Below are 23864 nucleotides of genomic sequence, written 5' to 3' on the forward strand. Positions count from 1 at the left end.
TCGTACTAGGCTGCCCGGCATGCTGAAAGTGGGCCTGACCGGTGGGATCGGCGCCGGCAAGAGTGAAGTGTCACGGCTGCTCGTCGGATACGGAGCCGTGCTGATCGACGCGGACCGGATCGCCCGGGAGGTCGTAGAGCCGGGGACCCCCGGTCTCGCGGCCGTCGTCGACGCGTTCGGTGCCGGCATCCTCACCGCCGAAGGCACCCTGGACCGGCCGAAGCTCGGCTCGGTCGTCTTCTCCGACGCCGACCGGCTCGCCACCCTCAACGCGATCGTCCACCCGCTGGTAGGCGCCCGCTCCGCAGAGCTGGAGCGGGCCGCAGGCCCCGACTCGGTCGTCGTCCATGACGTCCCCCTCCTCACGGAGAATGGCCTCGCCCCGCTCTACGACCTGGTCGTCGTAGTGGACGCCAGTCCCGAGACCCAGCTCGACCGGCTCGTACGGCTGCGCGGCATGACCGAGTCCGAGGCCCGCGCCCGCATGGCCGCGCAGGCGACCCGGGAGCAGCGGCGTGCCGTGGCCGATCTGATCGTCGACAACGACGGACCGCTGGGGGAACTGGAGCCGCAGGTCCGCAAGGTCTGGTCGGAGCTGACCCAGCGGGCCGCGGCCGGCTGATTTCCGTATCGGAATACCGGACAGCGGCCGGACGCTGAGAACCCGGTAGCGAAGGGAAGGATGCAATCGTGCCCGAGAGGACTCCGGAAACCAACGTCATCGACTTCCGCGCGGCCGAACACCTGTTGGCGGCGCACGACCCCCGGGGCGCGGTCAAGCTCCTGGACTCGGTGATCGCGTCCCATCCGGAGAACACCGCCGCCCGGCTGCTGCGGGCCCGCGCCTTCTTCGCCGCCGCCCAACTACGCCCTGCCGAGCTCGAATTCGAACTCGTCCTGGAGCGCGAACCGGACAACGCCTTCGTGCACTTCGCGCTTGCCCGCACCTTCGAGCGCTCCGGCCGCTCCGACCGAGCCGCCCGCCACTTCCGGCTGGCCGCCGCACTCGACCCGAACCCGGAGTATCTGAAGGCGGCCCGCTTCCGTACGGAGGGCTGACGCCCACCGCCGGGCCCGGGCGTGCGCCGCAGCTCGTCCCGGCCCCGGCTGCGTCCCCGTCAGTGCCCGTACCTGCCGCGTCCGCCGTGGTCGGGTTCGTACGGCGGGATATTGCGGCCCGGCTGGTAGTGCGGGCCCTGGTGGATGTGGTGGATGATCACCGCGATGTCCACGAGGACCAGCAGGAGCAGCAGACCGCAGGCCGCGGCCCAGCCCGGGCGGTCGGTCAGCGTGAACGCAGCCAGGCCGAAGACGGCCCAGGCCAGCCCCCATAGACTCAGGCAGAGCCGCAGCCGCAGAGGGCTGCGTGCAGTCGTCGGTTCATTACCGGTACGCATGGCGATCGCCTCTCCTACCAGGATGGACCCGCGACGGTGTTTTGGGACATGTCGACGTCGGATCGGATTGAGGGGATCGTGCGTGTACGGCACATCGTGGGGGGACCGTACCGGCCGCAGGGCGAGGGCCCGGGGCTGTCTGCTGGGCGGGGCGATCGGGGACGCCCTGGGGAATCCGGTGGAGTTCCTTTCGCTCGCCGGTATCCGCCGCGCGCACGGTGAACACGGTGTGCAAGGACTCATCGCGGACGAGGAGGGGGTCGTCGGACGTGTCACGGACGATACGCAGATGACCCTGTTCACGGCCGAAGGGCTGATCAGGGCCCATTCCCGGGCGATGTCCAAGGGCATCGGCGGCGCTGAGATCGGGATCGTGCGGAACGCCTATCTGCGCTGGCTGGACACCCAGAACCACCCCGCTCCGCCGGCCCGCGGAGCCGACAACCCGGTACGGACCGGCTGGCTCAGGCAGCAGCCCTGGCTGTACGCGCGCCGGGCCCCCGGCAACGCCTGTCTGACGGGGCTCGCGACCGGCCATGTCCCCGAACCGACGGGGCGGCTCGGTGAGCCCGGTCCCGTCAACACCGGGTCCAAGGGGTGTGGCACGGTGATGCGGTCCGCCCCCTTCGGACTGGTGGGGGAGGATGCCCAGGCGGGCTTCCGGCTCGCCTACTGGTGCGCGCAGATCACCCACGGCCACCTGACCGGTGCGTACGCGGCCGGGGCGTTCGCCGCGATCGTCGCGCACCTTCTGGAGGGCGACTCGATGGCGGGTGCGGTGCTGCGGGCCATGGAACTGCTGGGCCGCCACCCGGGGCACGAGGAGACGACGGCGGCGCTGCGCGCGGCCGTCGACCTGGCCGCCGAGGGTGAGCCGACCGCCGAGAAGGTGGAGAAGCTCGGCGCGGGCTGGGTCGCCGAGGAGGCCCTTGCCATCGCCGTGTACTGCGCCCTCGTGCTGCCGGGCGCCGATCAGGTGGCCCAGTCGCTGCTGCTCTCGGTCAACCACTCGGGCGACAGCGACTCCACCGGTGCGGTTTGCGGCAATCTGCTCGGCACGCGCCACGGAGACGTACACCTTCCGCCGTCCTGGCTGGTGGCGACCGAAGGGCGAGCGGTGATCACCGAGGTGGCCGACGATCTGTGCGTGGAGTTCGAGCACGCGGTCGTGTGGCCGGCCGACCGCTACCCGGTGTACTGACGGTCGACCCGTACATTGCGCGCCGACGACCAGTCAGTGCGTCACCGCCGTCCTGGTCGCCTGTCGCTCGGTGTGACGGGAAGACCGCGTGCCAGGAACGACCGTCAGCGGCCGTTCGTTCGGCTGTACATGAGCGGACGACTGGTGCGTGAGGGATATTCAGGGACGGGACCCGGCGCGATCACACCGGACGGCTGTGCGGTCGAACTGTACAGACGGCTGTCCGTCGGCGATGAACCAGAGGTGATCGCGGCGGCCGTACCCGCCGGGGCAAGCATTCTGGAACTGGGCTGCGGGGCGGGCCGGGTGACCCATCCGCTGATCGAGCGAGGCTTCGACGTCACCGCCGTGGACGAGTCGATACAGATGCTGGAGCACATCCGCGGCGCCCGCACCGTACAGAGCTCCATCGAGTCGCTGGACCTCGGTGACCAGACGTTCGACGTGGTGATGCTGGCGTCGTTCCTGGTGCACACGAGCGAGCACCGGGTGCGTGACGGGATGCTGCGCGCCTGCCGGAGCCACGTCAAGGACGGCGGGGTCGTACTCATCCAGCGCGAGGGCGCCGACTACCACACCAACCTGCCGCGGGAACGGGTCGATCCGGGCGGCTACACCGTACGGATCGTCTCGGCCGAGCCCGTGGGGGACGGGGTGAACTCGGTGCATGCCGAGTACCTCTTCGACGACGCGCGGTGGACCCAGACATTCCTGTCGCGGGAGCTGTCGAAGGAGCAGTTCGAGGGGTACCTGGAGGCGGCGGGTCTGACCGTCGACCGGTATCTCACGGATGACGGGATCTGGGTGCGGGCCCTGCCGAAGTAGTTCCTCGGAGCGAAGGAGGTCCGAGGTCCGGGAAGCGATGAGTTCCGGACCGCGGACCGGTCTACCTCTTCGTAGGCAACACCCTGCGAAGCTTTCCAGAGGAGACCCAGATGTCCGAGAGCACACTGGTCCGGAGCACCCCCGCTGCCGCCCTTGCCACCTCTTTTGACACCCGAGCCGGAGGTCGCAGCCGCGGGGCCGTCGCACTGACCGCCGCACGCGTCGTTCTTGCCCTGTTCTTCGGGTTCAGCGCGTTCGCCAAGCTGATCGCCCATGAGACGGCTATCGAGTCCTTCGACCGGATGGGCTGGAACCAGGCCGCGATGTACACCATCGGAGGGCTGGAGATGGCGGGGGCCATTGCCCTGTTGATCCCGGTCCTGGCAGGAGTGGCGGCCATGGCCTTCTGCGGACTGATGGCCGGCGCCTCCATCGTCCAACTGACGCTGCTCGACCGGGTGAACGCGATCATGCCGGCGCTGCTCATCGTGCTGCTCGTCCTGATTGCCCGGGAGCGGCGGGGCCGTACGGCGGATCTGGTCGCGCTCGTCCGCAGGCGTGCATAGCGGCCATGGAGCGGTTCTCGTCCACGTCGGCAGCCCGGCACCGAGCGGCCTCCACGAATGCCGCTCGGTGCCGGGACGCCGACGTGGACGGTGGTAGCCGACGGCGTGTACGCAACGGTCGAAGGAGGTTCGGCGGAAGCCGAGTCGGTGGCATTGGCGGCATCTGGGGGGCAACGGCGCTCGTGCAGCACATGGTGGCCGATTCCTTGGGCCAGGTACGCGAACGGCTGGTGGCCTTCTTCGCACGGGACGGAGCGACGCCCGAGGAAGAGACGGTACTGACCGGCGAGTTGGAGGCCTCGCGCGGTGAGCTGACCGCCGCGCGGGACGAGGGCGACGACGCGTCGGCCGGGGACGTCGAGGACGAATGGCGCGCACGGCTGCGCCGCAGGCTCGCCGCGGATTCGCAGGCGGCGGACGAACTCCGCGCCATCCTCGCCGAGCCGGCACCCGCGGGCGATGGCGGGGGCGTGGGCGACGTGCACAACACGATCAGCGGGACGCCCAGCATCGGCGGCCCGGTGAGCCGGGCCGCCGAGATCGGCTCCATCAACTTCGGCACCGAGCGCTGGCAGACACCCTTCAGCGGCTTTCCGCTCTGCTTGCGGCCGGTCAGTGGACCGTGTTGAAACTGCGCCACGGCAGGGCGCCGGCCCCGTTGACGTCGCTGAGCGTGGTCGCGAGGTACGTCGTACCCGGACCGGTGCAGTCGGGTGTGCGGTACAGAATGATGTCGATCAGGGTGCCATTGCTCACTTCCTTGGCACCCGCGGGAGCGAGCGGGTGGCAGCCCCTCACCGAAGGGCTGTTCACCATGATCACGGCGTCCCGCTCGGTCGTGTAGGTGATCGGCCCGACCGCGGTCCGGCCGAGGCCGGAACAGCCTGCGACGGTGAGGGTCAGGAGCGCGGTCCCGGCTGCGATGCCGAGACGGCGGCGCCGTTGATCGATCACGGGCATGGCGGATCCTCGTCTGTCTCGTCCGGCTCATCCGTCAGCACGGCGTACGCCACAGCAACGCATGCGCCACGGAGAACGTGCTGACGCTGGTCACCTTGCCTGCTCCCCGGTGGCCCGGCATCCGGTGCGCGGCCGGCCGGGGGACGGTCGTACCGGGTGGGTCTCGACCCATGTTCATATCGGTTGATATTGGGCATACCGTGGTAGTAGCGACTGATTTCTGTGTTTCGGATGTTTCCGGCGTTCAGGGGGCCGTCATGGTCCAGGAGCTCGTAATCGCAATAGTGGGGGCGGCCTCGGCGGGTGCGCTGTACATGGCGGCGGCGGCCAAGGTCGTCAAGCAGTACGAGCGGGGCGTCGTACTGAGGCTCGGCAGGCTCCGTGACGATGTGCGAGGGCCCGGATTCACCATGGTGCTCCCCGGCATCGAGCGGCTGCGCAAGGTCAATATGCAGATCGTGACGATGCCGGTGCCTGCGCAGGACGGAATCACCCGGGACAACGTGACGGTGCGGGTGGACGCGGTCATCTACTTCAAGGTGGTCGATGCGGCGAGTGCCGTGATCCAGGTGGAGGACTACCGGTTCGCGGTGTCGCAGATGGCACAGACATCGCTGCGGTCGATCATCGGCAAGAGCGATCTGGATGATCTGCTGTCCAACCGCGAGAAGCTGAATCAGGGCCTTGAGCTGATGATCGACAGCCCGGCGGTCGGGTGGGGTGTGCAGATCGACCGGGTGGAGATCAAGGACGTTTCGCTGCCGGAGACGATGAAACGCTCCATGGCCCGTCAGGCCGAGGCCGACCGTGAGCGGCGAGCCCGCGTCATCAACGCGGACGCCGAGCTTCAGGCCTCGAAGAAACTCGCCGAGGCGGCGAAGGAGATGTCCTCCCAGCCGGCCGCGCTCCAGCTGCGCCTGTTGCAGACGGTGGTTGCGGTCGCGGCCGAGAAGAACTCCACGCTGGTGCTCCCGTTCCCGGTGGAGCTGCTCCGCTTCCTGGAGCGGGCGCAGCAGCCCGCGCAGCAGCAGGTGATGCAGCCGCAGCAGGCCGTGCGGCCGCCGCAGCAGCCCGCACGGGCACAGCGCCCCGCAAAGGCGCAGCCGCAGCCGTCCGTGGCGCCCGCGCCCCCTCCCGCTTCCGCGCCCGCTGTTTCTGCGGCCACGGCGCCCGCGCGGCCCCCTCGTCCGAAGCCCCTCGCCAGGCACTGAGCCGAACCGCGCCGTTCCCTGCCCTGGGCCGGTCGGGTCGGCCTGCCGGCAAGGCCGTATCAAGGCCTGTACCGCATCTGACCTGCTGGAATACGGGTGCGCGACCGGTTGTCAGACCCCCCGCCTAGACTCGCAGGAGTCATAAGGATCAAGACGATCAAGAGGATCAGGGCGGGACGGGAGGGGACCGATGACCACGGCACAACATCGGCTGGACGCGTCCGCTGCCCGCCTTCTGAGCTGCGCCACTGTCTTCCTGCCCGCATCGCTGCCGAGGGACGGGCGCGTCGCCTTCTGGGATCCCGATGGCGGCCCCCTCCCGGAGCCGGGTGACTTCGCGGACTTCGAGGATCGGACACCCGGTCCGACCGCCGCAGAGATCACCGTCGTCCGTCGGCATGGACAACAGGACGGCGTCCGTCGGCGTACGGTGCCTGCCGTCCTGCTGCCCGTGACCGATGCCCTGCCGCTGCTGGCCCGCGCCCGGCACCAGCAGTCCGCCCACCCTGCCACCCGCTGCTGGGGTGCCGCCGCGCTCCAGGCGCTCAACCTGGTGGCGCGCGGCAGGCTGCTCCCCGGCCTGACGGGCGACGACCACGACGCCTGGCGGGCCGGACCGCGCGACGCCGAGGACATCGCCCATCTCCGGGCGATCGCAGCCGCCATGCCGGTCGAGGGGCACGCGGTGCCGCTCCCGGACCGCACACCACTTCAACTCCCCGACCCGGAGTGGCTGCTCGGGGCGTTCCTCGATGCGGTTGCCGATGCCCTGCCCCGTACGCCCGCCGCGGCGTACGCGATGGGTGCAGCCTTTGCAGCACGTGAGGCCCAGCATCTGCCAGGAGCCCGTGACTGGGCCGTCGAGGTCGCGGCCGGCCTCGATGCGGGTGTACGGGTGTCACTGCGTCTCGACCTGTCGGCGTACGAACTCTTCGACACGGCCGATACGTACGACAGCCCCGACGACAGCGACGCCTCCGACGACAACGGGGCCCCCGGTACGGCCGCGGATGCCCGTCCCGGCGCCGCGCGGCACGCCGCCGCGGCCATCACCCAGGTGCACAGCCTGGCCGACCCGACCTATGTTGTCGACGCCGCCGCACTGTGGCACGGCGGGGTGGGGGAGCCGTTCGGCCCGAGGGCCAGGATCGACGCAGTGCTCGCACTGCGCCGCGCCGCCCGCGTATGGGCACCGCTGGAGCGGTTGCTGGACCAGCCGGTGCCCGACGTGCTCGCACTCGAAGAGGACGAGCTGTACGAGTTGCTGAGCGATGCCGGAACCCGGCTGGCCGCGGCCGGGGTGAGCGTCCACTGGCCCAGGGAGCTCGTCCGTTCCCTCACCGCCGCCGCCGTCGTACGACCCGCCCCCGGCTCGGCCACCGACGGCACCTCGTTCTTCGACGCCGAGCAGCTCTTCGCCTTCGACTGGCAGTTGTCGCTGGGCGACGAGCAGCTCACCGAGGCGGAGATGGACGTTCTCGCGGAAGCCCACCGGCCGGTGGTGCGCCTGCGGGACCAGTGGGTCGTCGTCGACCCAGCGCTCGTACGCAAGGCGCGCAAGCGGGAGCTCGGCCTGCTCGATCCGGTCGACGCCCTTGCCGTCGCCCTGACCGGCAGCGCCGAGGTCGACGGCGAACAGGTCGAAGCGGTGCCCGTCGGAGCGCTGGCCGCACTCCGTACCCGCATCACCGCCGACGACACCACCATCGCCCCGCCGCCCGGCCTGGACGCCACGCTCCGCGACTACCAACTGCGCGGCCTCGCCTGGCTGGACCGGATGACCTCACTCGGCCTCGGCGGCTGCCTCGCCGACGACATGGGCCTGGGCAAGACGATCACCCTCATCGCCCTCCATCTGCACCGCGCCCACCCCGCGCCGACCCTGGTGATCTGCCCCGCCTCCCTCCTGGGCAACTGGCACCGGGAGATCAACCGCTTCGCCCCCGGCGTGCCCGTGCGCCGCTTCCACGGCACCGACCGCACACTGGCCGAACCCGACGGCGGCTTCGTCCTGACCACATACGGCACGATGCGTTCGAGCGCGGCGCAACTCGCCGGCCACAGCTGGGGACTGGTCGTCGCCGACGAGGCCCAGCACGTGAAGAACCCGCACTCCTCCACGGCGAAGGCGCTGCGCACCATCCCGGCCCCGGCCAGAGTCGCCCTCACCGGTACCCCCGTGGAGAACAACCTCTCCGAGCTGTGGGCCTTGCTCGACTGGACCACCCCCGGACTGCTGGGCCCCCTCAAGGCGTTCCGGGCCCGGCACGCCCGTATCGTCGAGAACACCGGGACGGCTGCCGGGCTCGCCAACGACGAAGCGGTCGAGCGGCTTTCCCGGCTGGTCCGGCCCTTTCTCCTGCGCCGGAAGAAGTCGGACCCGGGCATCGCCCCCGAGCTGCCGCCCAAGACGGAGACCGACCACCCCGTCTTCCTCACCCGCGAGCAGGCCACGCTCTACGAGGCGGCGGTCCGCGAGACGATGGCCTTCATCGAAGCCTCGGAAGGCATCGCCCGCCGCGGTCTGATCATGAAGCTGCTGGCCTCGCTCAAACAGATCTGCAACCACCCCGCGCAGTATCTGAAGGAAGAACCGACCCGCCTTGTGGGCCGTTCGGGAAAGCTCGCCCTGCTCGACGAGCTCCTCGACACGATTCTCGCCGAGGACGGCTCCGTCCTCATCTTCACCCAGTACGTGACGATGGCCCGGCTCCTCTCCGCCCACCTCGCCTCGCGCGCCATCCCCTCTCAACTCCTGCACGGCGGTACGCCGGTGGCCGAGCGGGAACGGATGGTGGACCGCTTCCAGTCCGGCGAGGTCCCGGTCTTCCTGCTCTCCCTCAAGGCGGCGGGCACCGGACTGAATCTCACCAGGGCCGCCCACGTCATCCACTACGACCGCTGGTGGAACCCGGCCGTCGAGGAACAGGCCACGGACCGGGCGTACCGCATCGGCCAGACACAACCCGTGCAGGTCCACCGGCTGATCGCGGAAGGCACGGTCGAGGACCGGATCGCCGAGCTGCTGCGGGCCAAGCGGGTCCTGGCCGACGCGGTCCTCGGCGCCGGTGAGACCGCGCTGACCGAGCTCAGCGATCGTGACCTGGCCGATCTCGTCTCGCTCCGGAGGCCGTCATGAGCCCCCGTCCCCAGCCCCATTCGTACGCCCGCCCCGAGCCCCGTCCCGTCGCACGCTCGCGCCCCGGCCCCGACGATCTGCGGCGTACCTTCGAGGCCGTGCCGCCCCGCCCGTCCGACGGCGACGAACCTTTCGCGGACAGCTGGTGGGGCCGCGCCTGGGTGGCTGCCCTGGAGTCCCTGTCGATGGACGAGGGACGGCTCTCCCGCGGCCGTACGTACGCCGACGGCGGCAAGGTCGCAGCTATCACCGTCACCCCCGGACGGGTCGTCGCCTACGTTCACGGCAGCCGCCCCCGCCCCTACCGCGCCGAGCTGCGTCTGCGGTCGCTCACCGACGCCGACTGGGACATGTTCCTGGACGCTGTCGCCGCCCGCCCCGGTCACCTTGCCGCGCTGCTCACCAAGGAGATGCCGCACTCGCTGGTCGACACGGCGGCCGAGGCCGGTGTCGGACTGCTGCCCGCCGCGGGCGATCTCGACCCCGGCTGTTCCTGTCCCGACCACGGCTGGCCCTGCAAACATGTGGCCGCCCTCTGCTACCAGATGGCCCGTCTCCTGGACGCCGACCCGTTCGTCCTTCTGCTGCTGCGCGGCAGGGGCGAGCGCGAACTCCTCGAAGAGCTGGGCCGTCGCAACGCCGCACACTCCGCCCGGGAACGCCCCACGGCCCCTGCCACCCCGTCCGTACCGGCCCACGAGGCCCTCGCCGACCGCTACCTCCCGCCCCTCCCTGCCCCGCTCCCGGTCCTGCCGCATCCCGGGCAGCCACCCTCGTACCCGAGCCTGCCCGGCGCCCGCGACCCGCTCGCCCTCGACCACCTCGCCACGGATGCGGCGGCCCGTGCGCACACGCTCCTCACCACCGGCCTCGACCCGCTCGCCGGCCTCACCTCCTGGCAGGACGCAGTACGGCTGGCCGCGTCCCGCCCCACCGCCGGACTCACCGCAACCACCCGCGCCCTCTACCGCGAGCTGGCGTACGCCACCGGCCGCACCCCCACCGACCTGGCCCGAGCCGTCGCGGCCTGGCGCCAGGGCGGCGCCGAAGGACTGGCCGTCCTTGAAACGCCCTGGGATCCCCCGGCCGGCCCCTTCGACCGCGCCCGCCCCGCGCTCGCAGCCGCCGACTTCCCCCGCTTCCACCCCTGGCGCAACCACCTCACGCACCCCAGCGGCACACTCCAGCTCCGCTTCGGCCACGACGGCCGTTGGTACGGCTACGAATCCGAGCCGGGCGAGAACGACTGGTGGCCCCGCGCCACCCCGGACTCCGACCCGGTGGGCGCGCTCATGGAACTCAGCGGAGGCTGATCCCCGGCCGGCCCCGGACCGGCCATCAGCCTCTCAACTCCGCAGATGGACGAAGAGACCGACGGAGGCAACGGCTTCCAAGGCTGTGACCTGGGGGCTGCTCGCCGCCTGGGTGGCCAACGATCTGGAGGAGCTGGCCACCATGGCCGGCTGGGCGCGGTCCGCCCGACCGCGGCTCCAGGAGCGATTCCCGAAAGTTCCCGAGCGGGTCTGGGCGCGGATGGATCTCTCGCAGCGGGATGTCGATGTCGCCATCGGCCTCATGGGCGGGGTTGTGGCGGCAGCGTCGGCGGACGGGGCGCGCACAGGTGGCCGCAGCCCGTTCTTCCGGACCGTACTGGTCGGATTCGGGCTGCACGGCGCCGTCCACATGGTGCAGTCGCTGGCGTATCGCGGCTACACACCGGGGGTCGCCACGGCACCGGCCGTTGTCGTCCCGTACTCGCTCTGGGCTGTGCGGCGGCTGAAGACGGCCGGTATCGAGATCGGCGGCGTCGGCGCAGCGGCAGCGACGCTGGCGCTCCTCCCGGTGGCCGTCGCGGGAGTGCACGGGCTGGCGCACCGGCTCAATCGGCCGCACAGGCGCGGGGCCCGCACGGCAGCGTGATCGGGGAGCACCGCGCCGGGGCGGCGGGCGGTGTCAGAAGTCGGCGGTCGTGCGCTCCTCGATCCGGGCCACCGAGTCCTGGGCGTACGCCTTCTCGTAGGCGTTCCGGATCCGCTCGATCTGGACGTCGCGTACGCGTGCCGCGGACGCCGGGTAGAGCAGGGTCAGTACGTAACTGCGCTCCCGTTCGATCGCCCCGTGGGAATCCCGCCACTGCCCCCGGCCGTCCTGGATGGTCAGCCCGTTCGGGAAGCGGGGCGTGACCTCCTCGTCGATGAAAGCCAGGAACTGACGGTCTGTCACATCTGGCCCGCCGTCGGGACGTTCGGTGCCGAAGAACAACCGGGTCTCGATGTAGGCCTTCCCGCGCGCGGCGCCGGCCGATGTCGCCGACTGTGAGGCGGAGGGGGCATCGTCGCCGAGTGTGGCGTACGCGACGGGCGTGCCCACGGCCAGTACGGCCAGGGCGGCGGCCGCGGTGAGTGCGGTGTGCTGCTTCGGGCCGGTGAGACCCTTCGGGCTGGTGAGATGGGGGAAGCGAAGCACGGCGGGGACCTTCGTTCGGAGCCTGTGAGGGCGGAGTCTGCGTGGGCCTGCGGCGCGGATGCGCGCGGCTCACTGTGGCAAGCGGCACCCGCCGGACGGCGGCAGGACATGGGCATCCGCCGGAAACCACCCGTACGGCTCGGCCCGCGGGCCCGCCGAAATCCCGCTGCGCCCCGTGGCTCGGGCCGTCAGACTCATCCGCATGACTACGGAGATCAGCCGGATCAATCCGGATCAGCTGCACCCCACGCCCGGCTATCACCACATCACTGTGGTGGAGGCGGGCCGGACCGCGTTCCTGGCCGGGCAGTGTCCGCTCGACCGTGACGGCGCGCTGGTGGGTCAGGGCGACTTCGATGCACAGATCGATCAGGTGGCGGCCAATGCCCTCCTTGCCCTGGCGGCCGTGGGTGCCGAGCCCTCGCGGGTCGTCCGGTCGGTCATCTACGTGGTCAGCGACGATGTCACGGAGCTGGGAGCCGCCTGGCGCCGGCTTACCGGCTCGGTCATCGGGCCCGCGTTCACCACCGCGAGCACGCTGCTCGGCGTCGCGCGGCTCGGCTTCCCCGGGCAGCTGATCGAGGTCGACCTCACTGCGGCACTGCCCGGCTGAACGCGCGCCCCGCGCGCCCGGACCCCGGTGGCCGGTTGAAACGGCCGGCACCGAGAAAACCTCTGGTTCCGCGCGGCGTGGCGCTGCTAGCTTCCTCGATGTGGCGAAACTCAATCAGATCATCGCAGTGGAGAAGGGCGTCAAGTCCAAGGCTCACCAGGACCTGACGGCGGCGCATCACGGCCTTCAGAAGACCGGTCTGCTGGCCGGGATCTCCCGGACGTATCAGCCGAAGGACGAAGAGGGCGAGCAGTTGCCGCCCGAGTCGACCCTGGTGCAGATCAAGGCCGAGGACGTGCTGCGGGAGACCGCGACGACCCTGACCCGGCTCTTCGATGTGACCGCCACGAAGGACTGGGCGAACTGTTCGGCCCGCGCGGATGTGAAGGTCGACGGCCGGGTGCTCGTGAGCGAGGTGCCGGTGTCGTATCTGCTCTTCCTGGAGAAGCAGCTGACGGACATCAACACCTTTGTTCGCAAGCTTCCGGTGCTCGACACCTCCGAGGCCTGGACCCAGGACCCGTCGACGGACTCGTGGAAGACCGAGCCGGTGAGGACTCTTCGTACGAAGAAGGTGCCCCGCAACCACGTGAAGGCGGAGGCCACCGACAAGCACCCGGCGCAGGTCGAGGTGTACTACGAGGACATCCCGATCGGGTACTGGACGACCGTGAAGTTCTCCGGAGCCCTTCCCGCACGCCGCGTCAACGAACTGCTGGACCGGGTCGAGAAGCTTCAGCAGGCCGTGAAGTTCGCCCGCGAGGAAGCCAACGGCGTGGACGTCACCGACCAGCGGGTGGGTGATGCGATATTCGGTTACCTCTTCGGGTGACCGACCATGGATTCCCCGGCCGTCCACTACGGCCGGGGTGCGCGAGGAGCGCAAGCTGAAACTGAAGCTTGTCGTGACGACGCGGTTCCAGTGGAGGTTCGAGTCCTCCTCCCGGCATTCTGTGCGTTCTGCGCACACGGACGGGCCGGGGTAGCCCAACTGGCAGAGGCAGACCGCGATCAATCTCAGACTCTTGCTCCAGACTCAGCATTCGCCACCGATCGCCGAATCAATCGGGCCCGTGCCCATGGGCGTCGAGATGCCGGTTCGACTCCGGCCCGCAGAGCTTCGATCTGCGGTCGTCTAAAGGCAGGACGCGACGACATAAACCTGACACGGGTCCTTAAAAGTGTCGGCGTGCCGAATGGGTGGCATCTTCAGGGCTCGGGGGCCGGCTACGCCCCCGGGCCCGCTCCCGTTTCCCGGGACGTTCGTCACGCGCCCGCAGGCAGTGACACCCCGCGTCCCGCGAAGAAGCGCTCGAAGTCGGGCAGCGGAAGCTCCGCGGCACGGGTTGTGGCCGTCGTACCGGACGGGTTGTGGAAGTGGACGCCGGTGCCGTCGGCCGTACGGGACGTCAGCAGCACCAGATGCCCGCCCCGCCCCGGAGCGGGCCGTTGCGGATGGCGGATGCCGTAGTGCACCGAGGCCATGACCGTCCGGCCGCCGTCGAGAAGACCGAGGATCTCCTGCGACGAGAGATGGCGGTGGACCGTGGCGTCGAGGCCGTGCGCCTGCTGTACGTACTGTGCGAAGGGGGCGTAGATCAGGCCCCGGATCACCCCCTCCGCATCCTCCGTGTACGCGCCGTACTTGAGCGCACCGTCGCGCAGCGTGAACAGGGGCGGGGCCCCGGCGCCGAGCGCCATGCGCAGGCAGGTCATACCGCACAGATGACCTGCCCAGCGCGCATACTCGGCCGGTGATGCCGCGCCCGACTCCGCCCAGGCCGGGTCGGCGGCCGGATCGAGTCCGCCCTCCACGATCGGGCCGACAAGCTCGAACGAGGCGAACTGGGTGAGGACGGGAACGCGGCAGGCGGGGCAGGTCACCAGGGGCATCCGATCACTGGCGGTATCCGGTCAGGAAGCGGCCGATGCGGCTGATCGCCGCGTCGAGATCGTCAGCGTACGGGAGTGTCAGGATCCGGAAGTGGTCGGGCCGCGGCCAGTTGAAGCCGGTGCCCTGCACGACCTGGATCTTCTCCCGCAGCAGCAGATCCAGGACGAACTTCTCGTCGTCGACGATCGGATGCACCTTCGGGTCGATGCGCGGGAACGCGTACAGCGCGCCTTTCGGCTTCACGCACGACACGCCGGGAATCTCGTTCAGCTTCTCCCAGGCCCGGTTGCGCTGCTCGTACAGCCTGCCGCCGGGCGCGACCAGCTCCCGGATGGACTGCCGGCCACCGAGCGCCGCCTGGATGGCGTACTGCGCGGGCGCGTTGGGGCACAGGCGCATCGAGGCGAGAGTGGTCAGCCCCTCCAGATAGTTGCGGGCGTGCTGCTGCGGGCCGGAGACCACCATCCAGCCGGAGCGGAACCCCGCCACCCGGTACGTCTTCGACAGGCCGCTGAAGGTGAGGCAGACCAGGTCGGGAGCGAGGACCGCCACGCTGTGGTGCTCGGCGTCGTCGTAGAGGATCTGGTCGTAGATCTCGTCGGCGAGGACCATCAGGCCGTGCCTGCGCGCCAGATCGAGGATGCCTTCGAGGACCTCGCGCGGATAGACGGCGCCGGTCGGGTTGTTCGGGTTGATGATCACGACGGCCTTGGTCCGGTCGGTGATCTTCGACGCCATGTCCGCGAGGTCCGGGTTCCAGTCCGAGGCCTCGTCGCAGGTGTAGTGCACGGCCTTGCCGCCCGCGAGGGTCACCACCGCGGTCCACAGCGGATAGTCGGGGGACGGGATCAGCACCTCGTCACCGTCCTCCAGCAACGCCTGGACGGCCATGGAGATCAGCTCGGAGACGCCGTTGCCGAGGAAGATGTCATCGACCCCGACATCCGTCAGACCCATGGCCTGGTAGCGCTGTGCCACCGCCCGGCGGGCGGACAGGATGCCGCGCGAATCGCTGTAGCCGTGGGCCTGCGGAAGCATCCGGATCATGTCCTGGACGATCTCCTCCGGCGCCTCGAAACCGAAGAGCGCGGGATTGCCCGTGTTGAGGCGGAGCACGCTGTGACCCGCCTCCTCCAGGGCGTTGGCGTGCTCGATGACCGGGCCCCGGATCTCGTAACAGACCTCGTCGAGCTTGCTGGACTGCCGGAATTCCATGCGGTGGCCTCCCCGACCTGATTGCGATACTTGGTTTTACCAAGCTAGGGCTTGGAAAGTCCAACAACATGTCTAGACTGCGTCGCATGCCACGTCAGCAACAGTCCGCAACACGCTCGGCTCGCCGCCGGAGTTACGACCAGTTCTGCGCCACCGCGCGCTCCCTCGATTCCGTGGGCGACCGGTGGACCCTGCTGATCGTCCGTGAACTGCTGGCGGGCCCCCGCCGCTACACCGACCTCCACGCCGACCTGCCCGGCGTCAGTACGGATGTCCTGGCCTCCCGGCTCAAGGACATGGAACAGGGCGGCCTGGTCACCCGCCGCCGGCTTCCGCCGCCCGCCGCGGCCTCGGTGTACGAACTGACGGAGCGCGGCCACGGGCTGCTGCCCGTACTTGCCGCGCTCGCCGAGTGGGGTGCGCCCGCGCTCACTGAGCGGCGGCCCACCGATGCGGTACGGGCACACTGGTTCGCACTTCCGCTGCTGCGCTCGCTGGACGGGCTGACACATGCGGGAGTCGTCGAAGTCCATCTGGACGAGGGTGTGTTCCATGTGCGCGCCGGTGGCGCGATGGCCGGTGCGGCTGTGTACGGGGATGGTCCTGCGGCTCGGGCCGATGCCTGTATCGCGCTCGACGTCGAGGTCTGCCTGGCGCTCGGGCAGGGTGGGCTGACGTTCGCCGAGGCCGTCAAGGACGGACGTATCGAGGTGTCGGGCGACGGGCCGCTCGCCGCCGAACTTCGCGGCGAGTGACCGCCGGACCGGGAGGGTTCCGAGGCTCAACTCACGGGTAGCGTGGGGGCATTTGGGATGTCCGTTTCAGGATGTCCAGGACGCTTCCGGGACGCTGAGGCAGAGGAGTCGCACGTGAAGGTCGGCAGACAGCAGGGGAGCCGGGTACGGCAGGGGCGACTCGCCAAGGCCCTGGTCATAGGCGGCTGCGTGGCCGCGCTCGGCTTCGTACCGTCGGCGGCCGTCGCCACACCCGGCAGCGGTGTGAGCGGCACGGTGGTCGCGAAGGGCACATCGGTGGGAAAGCTGAAGGTGAAGACCCCGAACGGCCGCACCGATGTGACCTTCCGGACCATCACCGTCGAGCCGGGCGGCTCCACCGGCTGGCACACCCATAGCGGTCAGCTGATCGCCGTCGTCAAGTCCGGGACGCTGACGCGCACTCTGGACGACTGCTCGGTCGAGGTGACGCCCGCGGGCTCGTCCTTCATCGAGCCGTCCGGATCCGCTCACCGCCACATCGGACGCAACCTGGGGACCGAGCCCGTCGTGCTCTGGGTGACCTATCTGCTGCCGGAGGGCAGTGCGCTCTCCGACGACGCCGACGCGGTGGACTGCGACGCGAGGAAGTAGCGAACGACGCTCGTCCGCCGTCGGCCGGCGAGCGTCTCGTCCGCCGTCGGCACCGGCCGTCAGTCGGCGAGCGTCTCCCCGTATGCCCCGAAGCCGGAGATCACCAGGCCGTCGCGGAAGATCAGTACCTCGTTCACGCGGCCGCCGATCTGGTTGAGGTAGTCGATCACCAGGGCATGGATACTCACCCGGACGTCCACCACCTCGAACTTCAGCTCGGGGATGCGCTCCAGGGCCGCCGCCCAGTACGCCCGCAGCGCGTCCCTGCCGTGCACCGTGCCGCCGCCGCCCGGGACGTGCTCGAAGCGGTCCGGCCCCTCGACTCCCTGCGTACGGACCCCGAGCTGCAGAACTCCCGCAAGCGGCGTCTGCTCTTCGCCGCGTTCCAGGGGCTTCCGCTCCTCTGGCGCGTGGACCTGGCGATCGGGGCGTCATCGGTCGCCCACCTGGCCGACCGCGACCAGGACAACCCTGCGGCGCGCGGTGACGACTGGTCGCGGCCCGCGAGCGCCCTGGCCCATGCGGTCGCCGCGACAAACGCCGTACTGCGCGGGCAGCCGCAGGCCGCCCAGGGGTTGCTGGAGCGCGGCTTCCGGCGCATCGGCGCGCCGGACGGCGTCACAGGACAGTGGCTCGCCGACATCGGCCGCCTCGCAGACGCGGCCGCAGACCGAGAACCGGGATTGCGTCCGCTCGCCGACCCCGTGGTGCGCCTGGCCGGGAACCACCTGGCGGGGACCGACGAGGAAGAACCTCGCCGGCGGGACGGCCGACGTTGACGCACGAGGCCGGGGTGATGATGGGTGCGTGCGATGTGAAGCGATCACCTGGGAGCGGCTGGCCGAAGCCTTCGCCGTGCACGCCGACGGTCTGAAGCCGGCCGACGCCGGCCCCTGGCTGAAGGTCGCCGTCGACGGTGCGCCGGCGGCCCGTACCGGGGAGTTGGCCGGGCGAGTCGCACAGGCGCTGCGGGTCCGCGGGCGTGCGGTGCTCGTCGTGTCCACCGAGGGATTCCTGCGGCCGGCAAGTCTTCGGTACGAGTACGGCAAGGAGGACCCCGACTCGTACTACGACAGCTGGTTCGACACGAGCGCGCTGTGGCGCGAGGTGTTCGGGCCGCTGGAGGCGGGCGGGAGCGGGCGGGTGCTGCCAGATCTCTGGGATCCGGTGACGGACCGGGCCACTCGAAGTCCGTATCAACTCCTTCCCGAAGGCGGTGTGCTGGTGGTGTACGGCCCATTGCTGCTGGGGCACTGGTTCCCGTTCGACCTGAGTGTCCATCTGCGGTTGTCGCCGGGCGCACTGCGGCGGCGTACCGAGGAGAGCGAGCGTTGGACCCTGCCCGCTTTCGCGCGGTACGAGGACGAGGTGGCGCCCGGCGACCGCGCGGATGCGGTCGTACGGGCCGACGATCCGCTGCACCCCGCCTGGACCGGTTGGGGACAAGGCAGGTAGCAGGCCGGGCTGATTCATGGAGCCGGGTGTGTCATGGACCGGGGCGGCCCCCCACGGTGGTGACCGCTTCCGCCCCCGACCGGCAGCCTGCTTCCACGGCCGAGGCGTCGTTCGCCCCCGACAGGTGCGCCGCGAGGAAGCCGCCGGTGAACGCATCGCCTGCGCCCGTCGAGTCCACGGCACCCCGCACCTGGACCGCCGGGATGTGCCGGGTCACCGCACCCGCGACGGCCAGCAGAGCTCCGCCCTCGCCGAGCGTGACGACCACCCGGGGTACCTGAAGGCTCAACTTGGCTGCGGAGTCCGCCGGTTCGGGAAGTCCGGTGAGCAGCCGGGCCTCGTCCGCATTGGGCAGCAGCAGATCCGTGCCCTCCACGGCTGTCAGGAACCGGTCGACGCCCAGCTCGGTGAGAAAGCCGGCCGAAGCCGGGTCGACGCTCACCGGGATCCGCCGTCGCCGGGCCTCCCGCAGAGCGAGCAGGGCCGTCGCCCGGCTCGTCGCCGCGAAGAGAAGGTACCCGGAGAGATGGAGATGGGCGATGTCGTCGAGCATCGACGGTGACCAGTCGTCGGGGGAGAGGCGGAGCACGGCACCGCTGTCGGTGAGGAAGGTGCGCTCGGCGGCGGAATCGACGAGGGCGACGACGGTAGCGGTCGGTACGTCGTCGTCCACGGCCAGCAGGCAACGTACTCCTGCCCGCTGCAGCGCGTCCCGGTGCCAGGCCGCACTGTCGGCGCCGACCCGGGCCAGCAGCCGTACGTCGCGACAGCCCGAACGTGCCGCCCAGCAGGCGACGTTGGCGCCCGCACCACCGGGGACGGTGCGGATCCGGGCCGAGGTGTCCGTGCCGTGGATCAGCGCCGTTCCGTGCCGGGCCACGACATCCGTGACCACGTCACCGACGACGAGAAGGCCGCCGTCGGTCATCGGCCGGCCGCCGGGTTCGGGTGCACTGCTGTGTCCTGTGCGGCGGCGGCCCATGCGCCGGAGATTCGCGCGGCAAGCGATACGTTTCCGCGTACGGCCGCCAGATTGGCTTCCAGCGAAGCGCCCCCGGTGCCCCGCATCAGCCGGTCCAGCAGGAACGGTGTGACGGCCTGGCCCACGATGCCGCGCTCCCGGCATGCGGCAAGGGCCTCGGCCAGCACGCGGTCGTGGAGTGCGGGATCCAACTGGTCCTCCACGGAGACGGGGTTGGCGACGATCAGCGCGGAACCGGGATCTCCGAGCGCGTCCTGGGCCCGCATCACCTCCGCGACCTCCTCGGGCGTCCGCACTGTCCAGTCGACCGGTTCGCCCGAGCTGTTCAGGTAGAAGCCGGGGAAGCGGTCGGTGCCGTAACCGAGCACTCCGACGCCGAGCGTCTCCAGGCGCTGCAGCGTGGCGGGGACGTCCAGGATCGACTTCACCCCCGCGCACACCACGGTGATGCCGGTCCGGGCGAGGAGCCGGAGGTCCGCGGACTCGTCCTGGGTCCGGGTCCACTCCCGGTGTACGCCGCCGAGGCCGCCGGTCGCGAAGACGCGCAGGCCCGCGTGTGCGGCCAGGAACGCCGTCGCGGACACGGTCGTCGCACCGCTCGCGCCCGTCGCCAGGGCCGGTGCGAGGTCCCGGTGTCCCAGCTTCCGCATCGCCGGGTCCGCGGCGACCCGCTCCAACTGTGCCTTGTCCAGACCGATGTGGGCCCGTCCGTCCAGTACGGCGATCGTGGCGGGCGCGGCACCCGCGGAACGTACGAGCCCTTCGAGTTCCTCGGCGACCTGCAGATTGCGGGGGCGTGGCAGACCGTGGGCGATGATCGTCGACTCCAGAGCCACGACTGGGTGGTGCGTGGCGAGGGCCGCCTGTACCTCGGTGGAGAAGGCGGGGGTGTGTGAGTGTGCGCTGTGCGACGCATTCAGTGACATGTCCACATCCCTGTCGCAGGCGCATCGACCTCAAACGTGCGGCCGGGACACCGGCTGAATCACCCGTCCCCTCCGCATGTTTTCCCGGTCCTGGTGTCGAGTCGCCCCGAAGCGGTCGCTAGGGTGACCGGCCATGACCACACTTGATCAAGCTCCCGCCTCGTTCGCCGTACACATTCCGGATGCCGAGCTCGAACCGGAACTGCTCGACCCCGCACAGATCGTCTCGGGCGAGCCCGTGGTGACCGGCAAGGTGCTCTGGGAGTCACCCGACGGCAAGCAGCTGCGCGGGATCTGGCAGATCACGCCGGGCGTGGTCACCGACACGGAGGCCAACGAGCTGTTCGTGGTCGTCAGCGGACGCGCGACCGTGGTGGTCGAGGACGGGGCGACGCTGGAGGTCGGGCCGGGTGACGCCTGCGTGCTGCGCGAGGGCGACCGAACGACGTGGACCGTGCACGAGACGTTGCGCAAGGCCTACCACATCAGCCTCTGAAACCTCAGAGGTCGGACGTGGGTGCCGTGGATGCAGGTGTGCCAGCTGCGTCGGGTGAGGTGGGCGCGACAGGCGCGGCCGGCCGGGCGAGCGCCCGGCGCAGTGCCAGCGCCGCCATCGGCAGCAGCAGACATGCTCCGATCGCGTTCAGCCAGCCGTAGCTCGCCCGGGCGACGATCACTCCGGCGATCGCACCGCCGATGCCCGCCGCCGTGTTCATGGTCAGGTCCGACAGACCCTGCACGGCGGCGCGGGCGGGCTGCGGTACGGAGTCGGTGAGCAGCGCCGAACCGGCGACCAGCCCGGCCGACCAGCCGAGCCCGAGCATGAACAGCCCTGCCGCCGTCTGACCATGGCTGGGGCCCGCGGTGCCGGCCAGTAGTGCGGCGCAGGAGAGCAGCCCGACCGCCAGACCGATCACGGCGAGCCGGCCGAACCGGTCCGACAGCCAGCCCATCACGGGGGAGAACGCGTACATACCCGCGATGTGGCCGCTGATGACCAGGCCGATCAGCTGGAGTCCGGCGCCGTGATGGCCCAGATCGACCGGGGTCATCACCATGATCGAGACCATCGCGGTGTGCGAGACGGCCACCGTCACCAGTGCCAGTCGCGCCATCGGGGACGCCCGGACCGCCGCGACACCGGCACGCAGCGAACGGCCTGCGGGGGACTCGTTGTCCTGCGCCGCCAGCGCCCGTGCGGTGAGCAGCGGGTCCGGCCGCAGCAGCACCCCGACCACCACGGCGGCCAGCAGGAAGATCCCGGCCGCGAAGAAGAACGGGCCCGCCTTCTCCGATATCGCGGTGCCGCGGAAGACATGCCCCACCGGGGCCGCGATGTTCGGCCCCAGAACCGAACCGATCGTCGTGGCCCAGATGACGGTGGAGATCGCCCGGCCGCGCCGGTCGGGCTCGACCAGATCCGCGGCGGCGAACCGGGCCTGCAGATTGGCCGAGGAACCGGCACCGAACCCGGCCATGCCGAGCAGCAGCAGCGGGAAGCTCTCCACGACGGTGGCCAGCACCACGAGGCCCGCGCCGAGCGCGCCGATCAGATACGCCAGGACGAGACCGGGCCGCCGGCCGCGCGAGGTCATCAGCGCGGCCAGCGGCAGCGAGAGCAGCGCGGTACCCGCCACCGACGCGGTCGGGGCCAGACCGGACAGCGCCTCGGAGCCGCTCACCTCCGTGGCCAGGACTGGGGCCAGGGCGATACCGATGGGGACGCCGAGGCCGCCGAGTATCTGGCTGGCTATGAGCACTGCGGACGTTCTGCGCCGCAACCCGGGCAGCTCGGCCGCCGTCACCCGGCCGGCGGGGTGGTCGGGCCCGGTGGGGGTGTCAGATGCATCGAGGGTGTTGGTCACTGGCGCAGTCTGCCAGCCCATACACAGGTACGAAACCGGGTTCCGTCCGGGCACGGACCCGGTGCCCCGGCGCGGGGAGCCGGGTCTCCACGACCGACTCAGAACAGCGGCTGGGGCAGCACGCCCTCCAGAGCCAGCAGCTTCCGCTTGGTTTCGAGGCCGCCGCCGAACCCGCCGAGTCCGCCGTCGCTCTCCACCACCCGATGGCACGGCACCACCACCGGCAGCGGATTGGACCCCATGGCAGCCCCGACCGCCTGAGCTGCCCCCGGCTGCCCCACGTGCTCGGCGAGGCCCCCGTATCCGACGACCGCCCCGTACGGCACCCCGGCCGCCAGCTTGCGGAGCACCTGGCGGTTGAAGCCGGAGGTCAGCGACCAGTCCAGGTCGAGCGAGAACTCCCGCAACGAGCCCGCGAAATACGCCGCGAGCTGGCGTATCGGCTCGGCGAGCCGTGCGGAGCCGGGACTCTCCACCGGCTCCGCACCGAGTCGCGACCGCAACTGCCCGACCGCCTTCTCCCGCACCTCGGGACGGGCGTGGAAGACCACGCTCACCAGTCCCGCGTCGGTCGCGGCGAGCAGCAGCGGGCCGATGTCGCTCTCGACGACGGCCCACTCGACAACGCCGTTGCTGTTCATGGGAAACCACCGTACGGCCGGCCACTGACAACGGGCCGCGGAGACGGGGCGGCCGAGGTGTCAGCCCGTGGCCTCGCGCACCACATCGGGGGTGTTGGTGATGATTCCGTCGACGCCGAAGCCCGCCACCTTCGCCGCGGTCGCCGCGTCGTTGACCGTCCAGGTGTTGACCCGGAGCTTCTTGCCGTGTGCGCCCTTCAGCGCGTGCACCGCCGACACGTAATCGGCGGAGATCGATGTGTACGAGGGATTGATCTGGTCGGTGAACGCCGCGTACGAGGGCAGATCGGCCACCGCGGGGGTGCCGAGGAAACCGGTCGTGACGTCCGGACGCTGCTGGTGCACCTTCTTCACGCTGTCCGCGCCGAAGCTCTGGATGACGAGCCGGTTCTTGACGTGGTTGCGGTCGAGCCATCCCTTCTGGTGCAGCACCCGCAGGGTCTCCTTCTCGATGCCCGGGTAGGTCTCCGGGCTTTTGATTTCCAGCAGCAGCTTCTGGTGGTTGCGCTCGATCCGGTCCAGGTACTGCTGGAGGGTGGGCACCCGGGTTCCGGCGAACTGCGGACCGAACCAGCTGCCCGCGTCCAGCCGGGCGATCTCGGCGGCCGTGAAGTCCTTGACCGCCCACGGCGCACGATCCGGGAAGACCTCTTCGACGTCGGTGGTCCGCTTCAGACCGGTGTCGTGGATGACCACCAGCACACCGTCCTTGGTGAGCTGGACATCGTTCTCCACCCAGTCGAAGCCGAGGGCGTCGGCCTTGTCGACGGCGGCCAGGGTGTTCTCCGGCGCATAGGCCGAAGCGCCCCGGTGGGCGTAGACGACCGGGGCGCCCGGCTTCGTGTCCGCTGTCCGGGCGCTCACGGTCTGGATGCCCGTGCCCGTGTTCGCGTGCCCGGTCGTGGCCGTGTCCCGGCCCGTGGTCTGCGTATCGGTGGTCGACATCAGCAACGCGCCGGCACCCATGAGGGCGGCGGCAGCGACGGCGGCGGTTGCGGTGCGTGCGAACACGTGTACTCCTTGCGTAAGAGTTACGGACGGGCCGAGAGTGGCAGCCGCCGCCGAACGGGGGACAGGTGAAGGATGGCCACAACGTGAACGCCGCTCTTGAGACCGGGTCACGGGCCGATTTCCATGTCTA

The 23864-nt window shown here is 70.4% G+C and carries 28 protein-coding genes; 17 read left to right on the forward strand and 11 right to left on the reverse strand.

Annotation, left to right across the window (positions count from 1 at the left end; genetic code table 11):
- Positions 1-19 precede the first annotated feature (19 nt).
- Both coaE and OG953_RS32125 read left to right on the forward strand, forming a co-directional pair.
- Complete coding sequence (gene coaE, locus OG953_RS32120; protein WP_405688731.1) at positions 20-622, forward strand: dephospho-CoA kinase; 603 nt, start codon at positions 20-22, stop codon at positions 620-622.
- Between the two features lie 68 nt (positions 623-690).
- Positions 691-1059, forward strand: coding sequence for a tetratricopeptide repeat protein (locus OG953_RS32125; protein WP_405688732.1), 369 nt, complete (start codon positions 691-693; stop codon positions 1057-1059).
- A 59-nt stretch (positions 1060-1118) separates the two neighbouring features.
- Here OG953_RS32125 and OG953_RS32130 read toward each other — a convergent pair whose 3' ends face one another.
- Positions 1119-1397, reverse strand: coding sequence for a DUF6343 family protein (locus tag OG953_RS32130; RefSeq protein WP_114243967.1), 279 nt, complete (start codon positions 1395-1397; stop codon positions 1119-1121).
- Between the two features lie 82 nt (positions 1398-1479).
- Here OG953_RS32130 and OG953_RS32135 point away from each other — a divergent pair, with 82 nt between their 5' ends.
- From OG953_RS32135 to OG953_RS32150, 4 genes are all read left to right on the forward strand, one after another.
- Complete coding sequence (locus OG953_RS32135) at positions 1480-2598, forward strand: ADP-ribosylglycohydrolase family protein (RefSeq protein ID WP_405688733.1); 1119 nt, start codon at positions 1480-1482, stop codon at positions 2596-2598.
- A 129-nt stretch (positions 2599-2727) separates the two neighbouring features.
- Complete coding sequence (locus tag OG953_RS32140) at positions 2728-3423, forward strand: class I SAM-dependent methyltransferase (RefSeq protein ID WP_405688734.1); 696 nt, start codon at positions 2728-2730, stop codon at positions 3421-3423.
- Between the two features lie 110 nt (positions 3424-3533).
- Complete coding sequence (locus OG953_RS32145) at positions 3534-3989, forward strand: DoxX family protein (RefSeq protein ID WP_405688735.1); 456 nt, start codon at positions 3534-3536, stop codon at positions 3987-3989.
- 191 nt (positions 3990-4180) lie between these two features.
- Positions 4181-4618 carry a hypothetical protein gene (locus tag OG953_RS32150; protein ID WP_405688736.1) on the forward strand — a complete coding sequence of 146 codons (438 nt, stop codon included), beginning with the start codon at positions 4181-4183 and terminating at the stop codon, positions 4616-4618.
- On the opposite strand, the gene OG953_RS32155 is transcribed toward OG953_RS32150, so the two are convergent.
- Entirely contained in the window at positions 4602-4949 is a 348-nt protein-coding gene (locus OG953_RS32155) for a hypothetical protein (RefSeq protein ID WP_405688737.1), read from the reverse strand. The genes OG953_RS32150 and OG953_RS32155 overlap by 17 nt on opposite strands.
- 257 nt (positions 4950-5206) lie before the next feature.
- On the opposite strand from OG953_RS32155, the gene OG953_RS32160 reads away from it, so the two are divergent.
- The 4 genes from OG953_RS32160 (at position 5207) to OG953_RS32175 (ending at position 11219) form a co-directional block, all read left to right on the forward strand.
- Positions 5207-6160, forward strand: a complete 954-nt coding sequence (locus OG953_RS32160) for a slipin family protein (protein ID WP_405688738.1) — start codon at positions 5207-5209, stop codon at positions 6158-6160.
- Between the two features lie 190 nt (positions 6161-6350).
- Positions 6351-9299, forward strand: coding sequence for a DEAD/DEAH box helicase (locus tag OG953_RS32165; protein WP_405688739.1), 2949 nt, complete (start codon positions 6351-6353; stop codon positions 9297-9299).
- Positions 9296-10612, forward strand: coding sequence for an SWIM zinc finger family protein (locus tag OG953_RS32170; RefSeq protein ID WP_405688740.1), 1317 nt, complete (start codon positions 9296-9298; stop codon positions 10610-10612). The genes OG953_RS32165 and OG953_RS32170 overlap by 4 nt, the downstream gene beginning before the upstream one ends.
- An 85-nt stretch (positions 10613-10697) precedes the next feature.
- Positions 10698-11219 (forward strand): HXXEE domain-containing protein, encoded by a 522-nt coding sequence (locus OG953_RS32175; protein ID WP_405688741.1) that lies wholly within the window; start codon positions 10698-10700, stop codon positions 11217-11219.
- Positions 11220-11252: 33 nt separating this feature from the next.
- On the opposite strand, the gene OG953_RS32180 is transcribed toward OG953_RS32175, so the two are convergent.
- Positions 11253-11765, reverse strand: a complete 513-nt coding sequence (locus OG953_RS32180; RefSeq protein WP_405688742.1) for a DUF3574 domain-containing protein — start codon at positions 11763-11765, stop codon at positions 11253-11255.
- Positions 11766-11967: 202 nt separating this feature from the next.
- Between OG953_RS32180 and OG953_RS32185 the strand changes: the two genes are divergently transcribed.
- Together OG953_RS32185 and OG953_RS32190 are read left to right on the forward strand one after the other, a co-directional pair.
- On the forward strand, positions 11968-12378 hold the full coding sequence (locus OG953_RS32185) for a RidA family protein (RefSeq protein WP_405688743.1): 411 nt from the start codon (positions 11968-11970) through the stop codon (positions 12376-12378).
- Positions 12379-12478: 100 nt separating this feature from the next.
- The gene (locus OG953_RS32190) at positions 12479-13210 is read left to right on the forward strand and encodes a hypothetical protein (RefSeq protein WP_405688744.1); all 732 of its coding nucleotides are present in this window, start codon (positions 12479-12481) and stop codon (positions 13208-13210) included.
- A gap of 434 nt (positions 13211-13644) precedes the next feature.
- Here OG953_RS32190 and OG953_RS32195 read toward each other — a convergent pair whose 3' ends face one another.
- On the reverse strand, positions 13645-14262 hold the full coding sequence (locus OG953_RS32195) for a C39 family peptidase (protein ID WP_405692182.1): 618 nt from the start codon (positions 14260-14262) through the stop codon (positions 13645-13647).
- 13 nt (positions 14263-14275) lie between these two features.
- Positions 14276-15487, reverse strand: coding sequence for a pyridoxal phosphate-dependent aminotransferase (locus OG953_RS32200; protein ID WP_383967277.1), 1212 nt, complete (start codon positions 15485-15487; stop codon positions 14276-14278).
- 86 nt (positions 15488-15573) lie between these two features.
- Between OG953_RS32200 and OG953_RS32205 the strand changes: the two genes are divergently transcribed.
- Together OG953_RS32205 and OG953_RS32210 are read left to right on the forward strand one after the other, a co-directional pair.
- Complete coding sequence (locus tag OG953_RS32205; RefSeq protein ID WP_405688745.1) at positions 15574-16242, forward strand: winged helix-turn-helix transcriptional regulator; 669 nt, start codon at positions 15574-15576, stop codon at positions 16240-16242.
- Positions 16243-16356: 114 nt separating this feature from the next.
- Entirely contained in the window at positions 16357-16854 is a 498-nt protein-coding gene (locus OG953_RS32210) for a cupin domain-containing protein (protein WP_405688746.1), read from the forward strand.
- A gap of 59 nt (positions 16855-16913) precedes the next feature.
- On the opposite strand, the gene OG953_RS32215 is transcribed toward OG953_RS32210, so the two are convergent.
- A complete protein-coding gene (locus OG953_RS32215) occupies positions 16914-17129 on the reverse strand; it encodes a nuclear transport factor 2 family protein (RefSeq protein ID WP_405688747.1) in 216 nt (71 codons plus the stop codon).
- On the opposite strand from OG953_RS32215, the gene OG953_RS32220 reads away from it, so the two are divergent.
- Together OG953_RS32220 and OG953_RS32225 are read left to right on the forward strand one after the other, a co-directional pair.
- Positions 17124-17633 (forward strand): hypothetical protein, encoded by a 510-nt coding sequence (locus OG953_RS32220; protein WP_405688748.1) that lies wholly within the window; start codon positions 17124-17126, stop codon positions 17631-17633. The genes OG953_RS32215 and OG953_RS32220 overlap by 6 nt on opposite strands.
- Before the next feature lie 28 nt (positions 17634-17661).
- Positions 17662-18309, forward strand: coding sequence for a uridine kinase (locus OG953_RS32225; RefSeq protein ID WP_405688750.1), 648 nt, complete (start codon positions 17662-17664; stop codon positions 18307-18309).
- Positions 18310-18340: 31 nt separating this feature from the next.
- Here OG953_RS32225 and OG953_RS32230 read toward each other — a convergent pair whose 3' ends face one another.
- Both OG953_RS32230 and OG953_RS32235 read right to left on the reverse strand, forming a co-directional pair.
- A complete protein-coding gene (locus tag OG953_RS32230) occupies positions 18341-19237 on the reverse strand; it encodes a carbohydrate kinase family protein (RefSeq protein ID WP_405688751.1) in 897 nt (298 codons plus the stop codon).
- Positions 19234-20217, reverse strand: coding sequence for a pseudouridine-5'-phosphate glycosidase (locus tag OG953_RS32235; RefSeq protein WP_405688753.1), 984 nt, complete (start codon positions 20215-20217; stop codon positions 19234-19236). Before OG953_RS32235 ends, OG953_RS32230 begins: the two co-directional genes overlap by 4 nt.
- Before the next feature lie 133 nt (positions 20218-20350).
- Here OG953_RS32235 and OG953_RS32240 point away from each other — a divergent pair, with 133 nt between their 5' ends.
- Positions 20351-20713, forward strand: a complete 363-nt coding sequence (locus tag OG953_RS32240) for a cupin domain-containing protein (protein WP_405688754.1) — start codon at positions 20351-20353, stop codon at positions 20711-20713.
- A 4-nt stretch (positions 20714-20717) separates the two neighbouring features.
- On the opposite strand, the gene OG953_RS32245 is transcribed toward OG953_RS32240, so the two are convergent.
- The 3 genes from OG953_RS32245 to OG953_RS32255 all read right to left on the reverse strand — a co-directional run bounded on the left by OG953_RS32245 (position 20718) and on the right by OG953_RS32255 (position 23734).
- The gene (locus OG953_RS32245) at positions 20718-22103 is read right to left on the reverse strand and encodes an MFS transporter (RefSeq protein ID WP_405688755.1); all 1386 of its coding nucleotides are present in this window, start codon (positions 22101-22103) and stop codon (positions 20718-20720) included.
- 77 nt (positions 22104-22180) lie between these two features.
- Positions 22181-22723, reverse strand: a complete 543-nt coding sequence (locus OG953_RS32250; RefSeq protein WP_405688756.1) for a methylated-DNA--[protein]-cysteine S-methyltransferase — start codon at positions 22721-22723, stop codon at positions 22181-22183.
- Positions 22724-22783: 60 nt separating this feature from the next.
- Positions 22784-23734, reverse strand: a complete 951-nt coding sequence (locus tag OG953_RS32255) for a glycerophosphodiester phosphodiesterase (protein ID WP_405688757.1) — start codon at positions 23732-23734, stop codon at positions 22784-22786.
- Between the last annotated feature and the right edge of the window lie 130 nt (positions 23735-23864).

It is taken from the genome of Streptomyces sp. NBC_00057 (genome assembly GCF_045041165.1).
GTDB lineage: Bacteria > Actinomycetota > Actinomycetes > Streptomycetales > Streptomycetaceae > Streptomyces.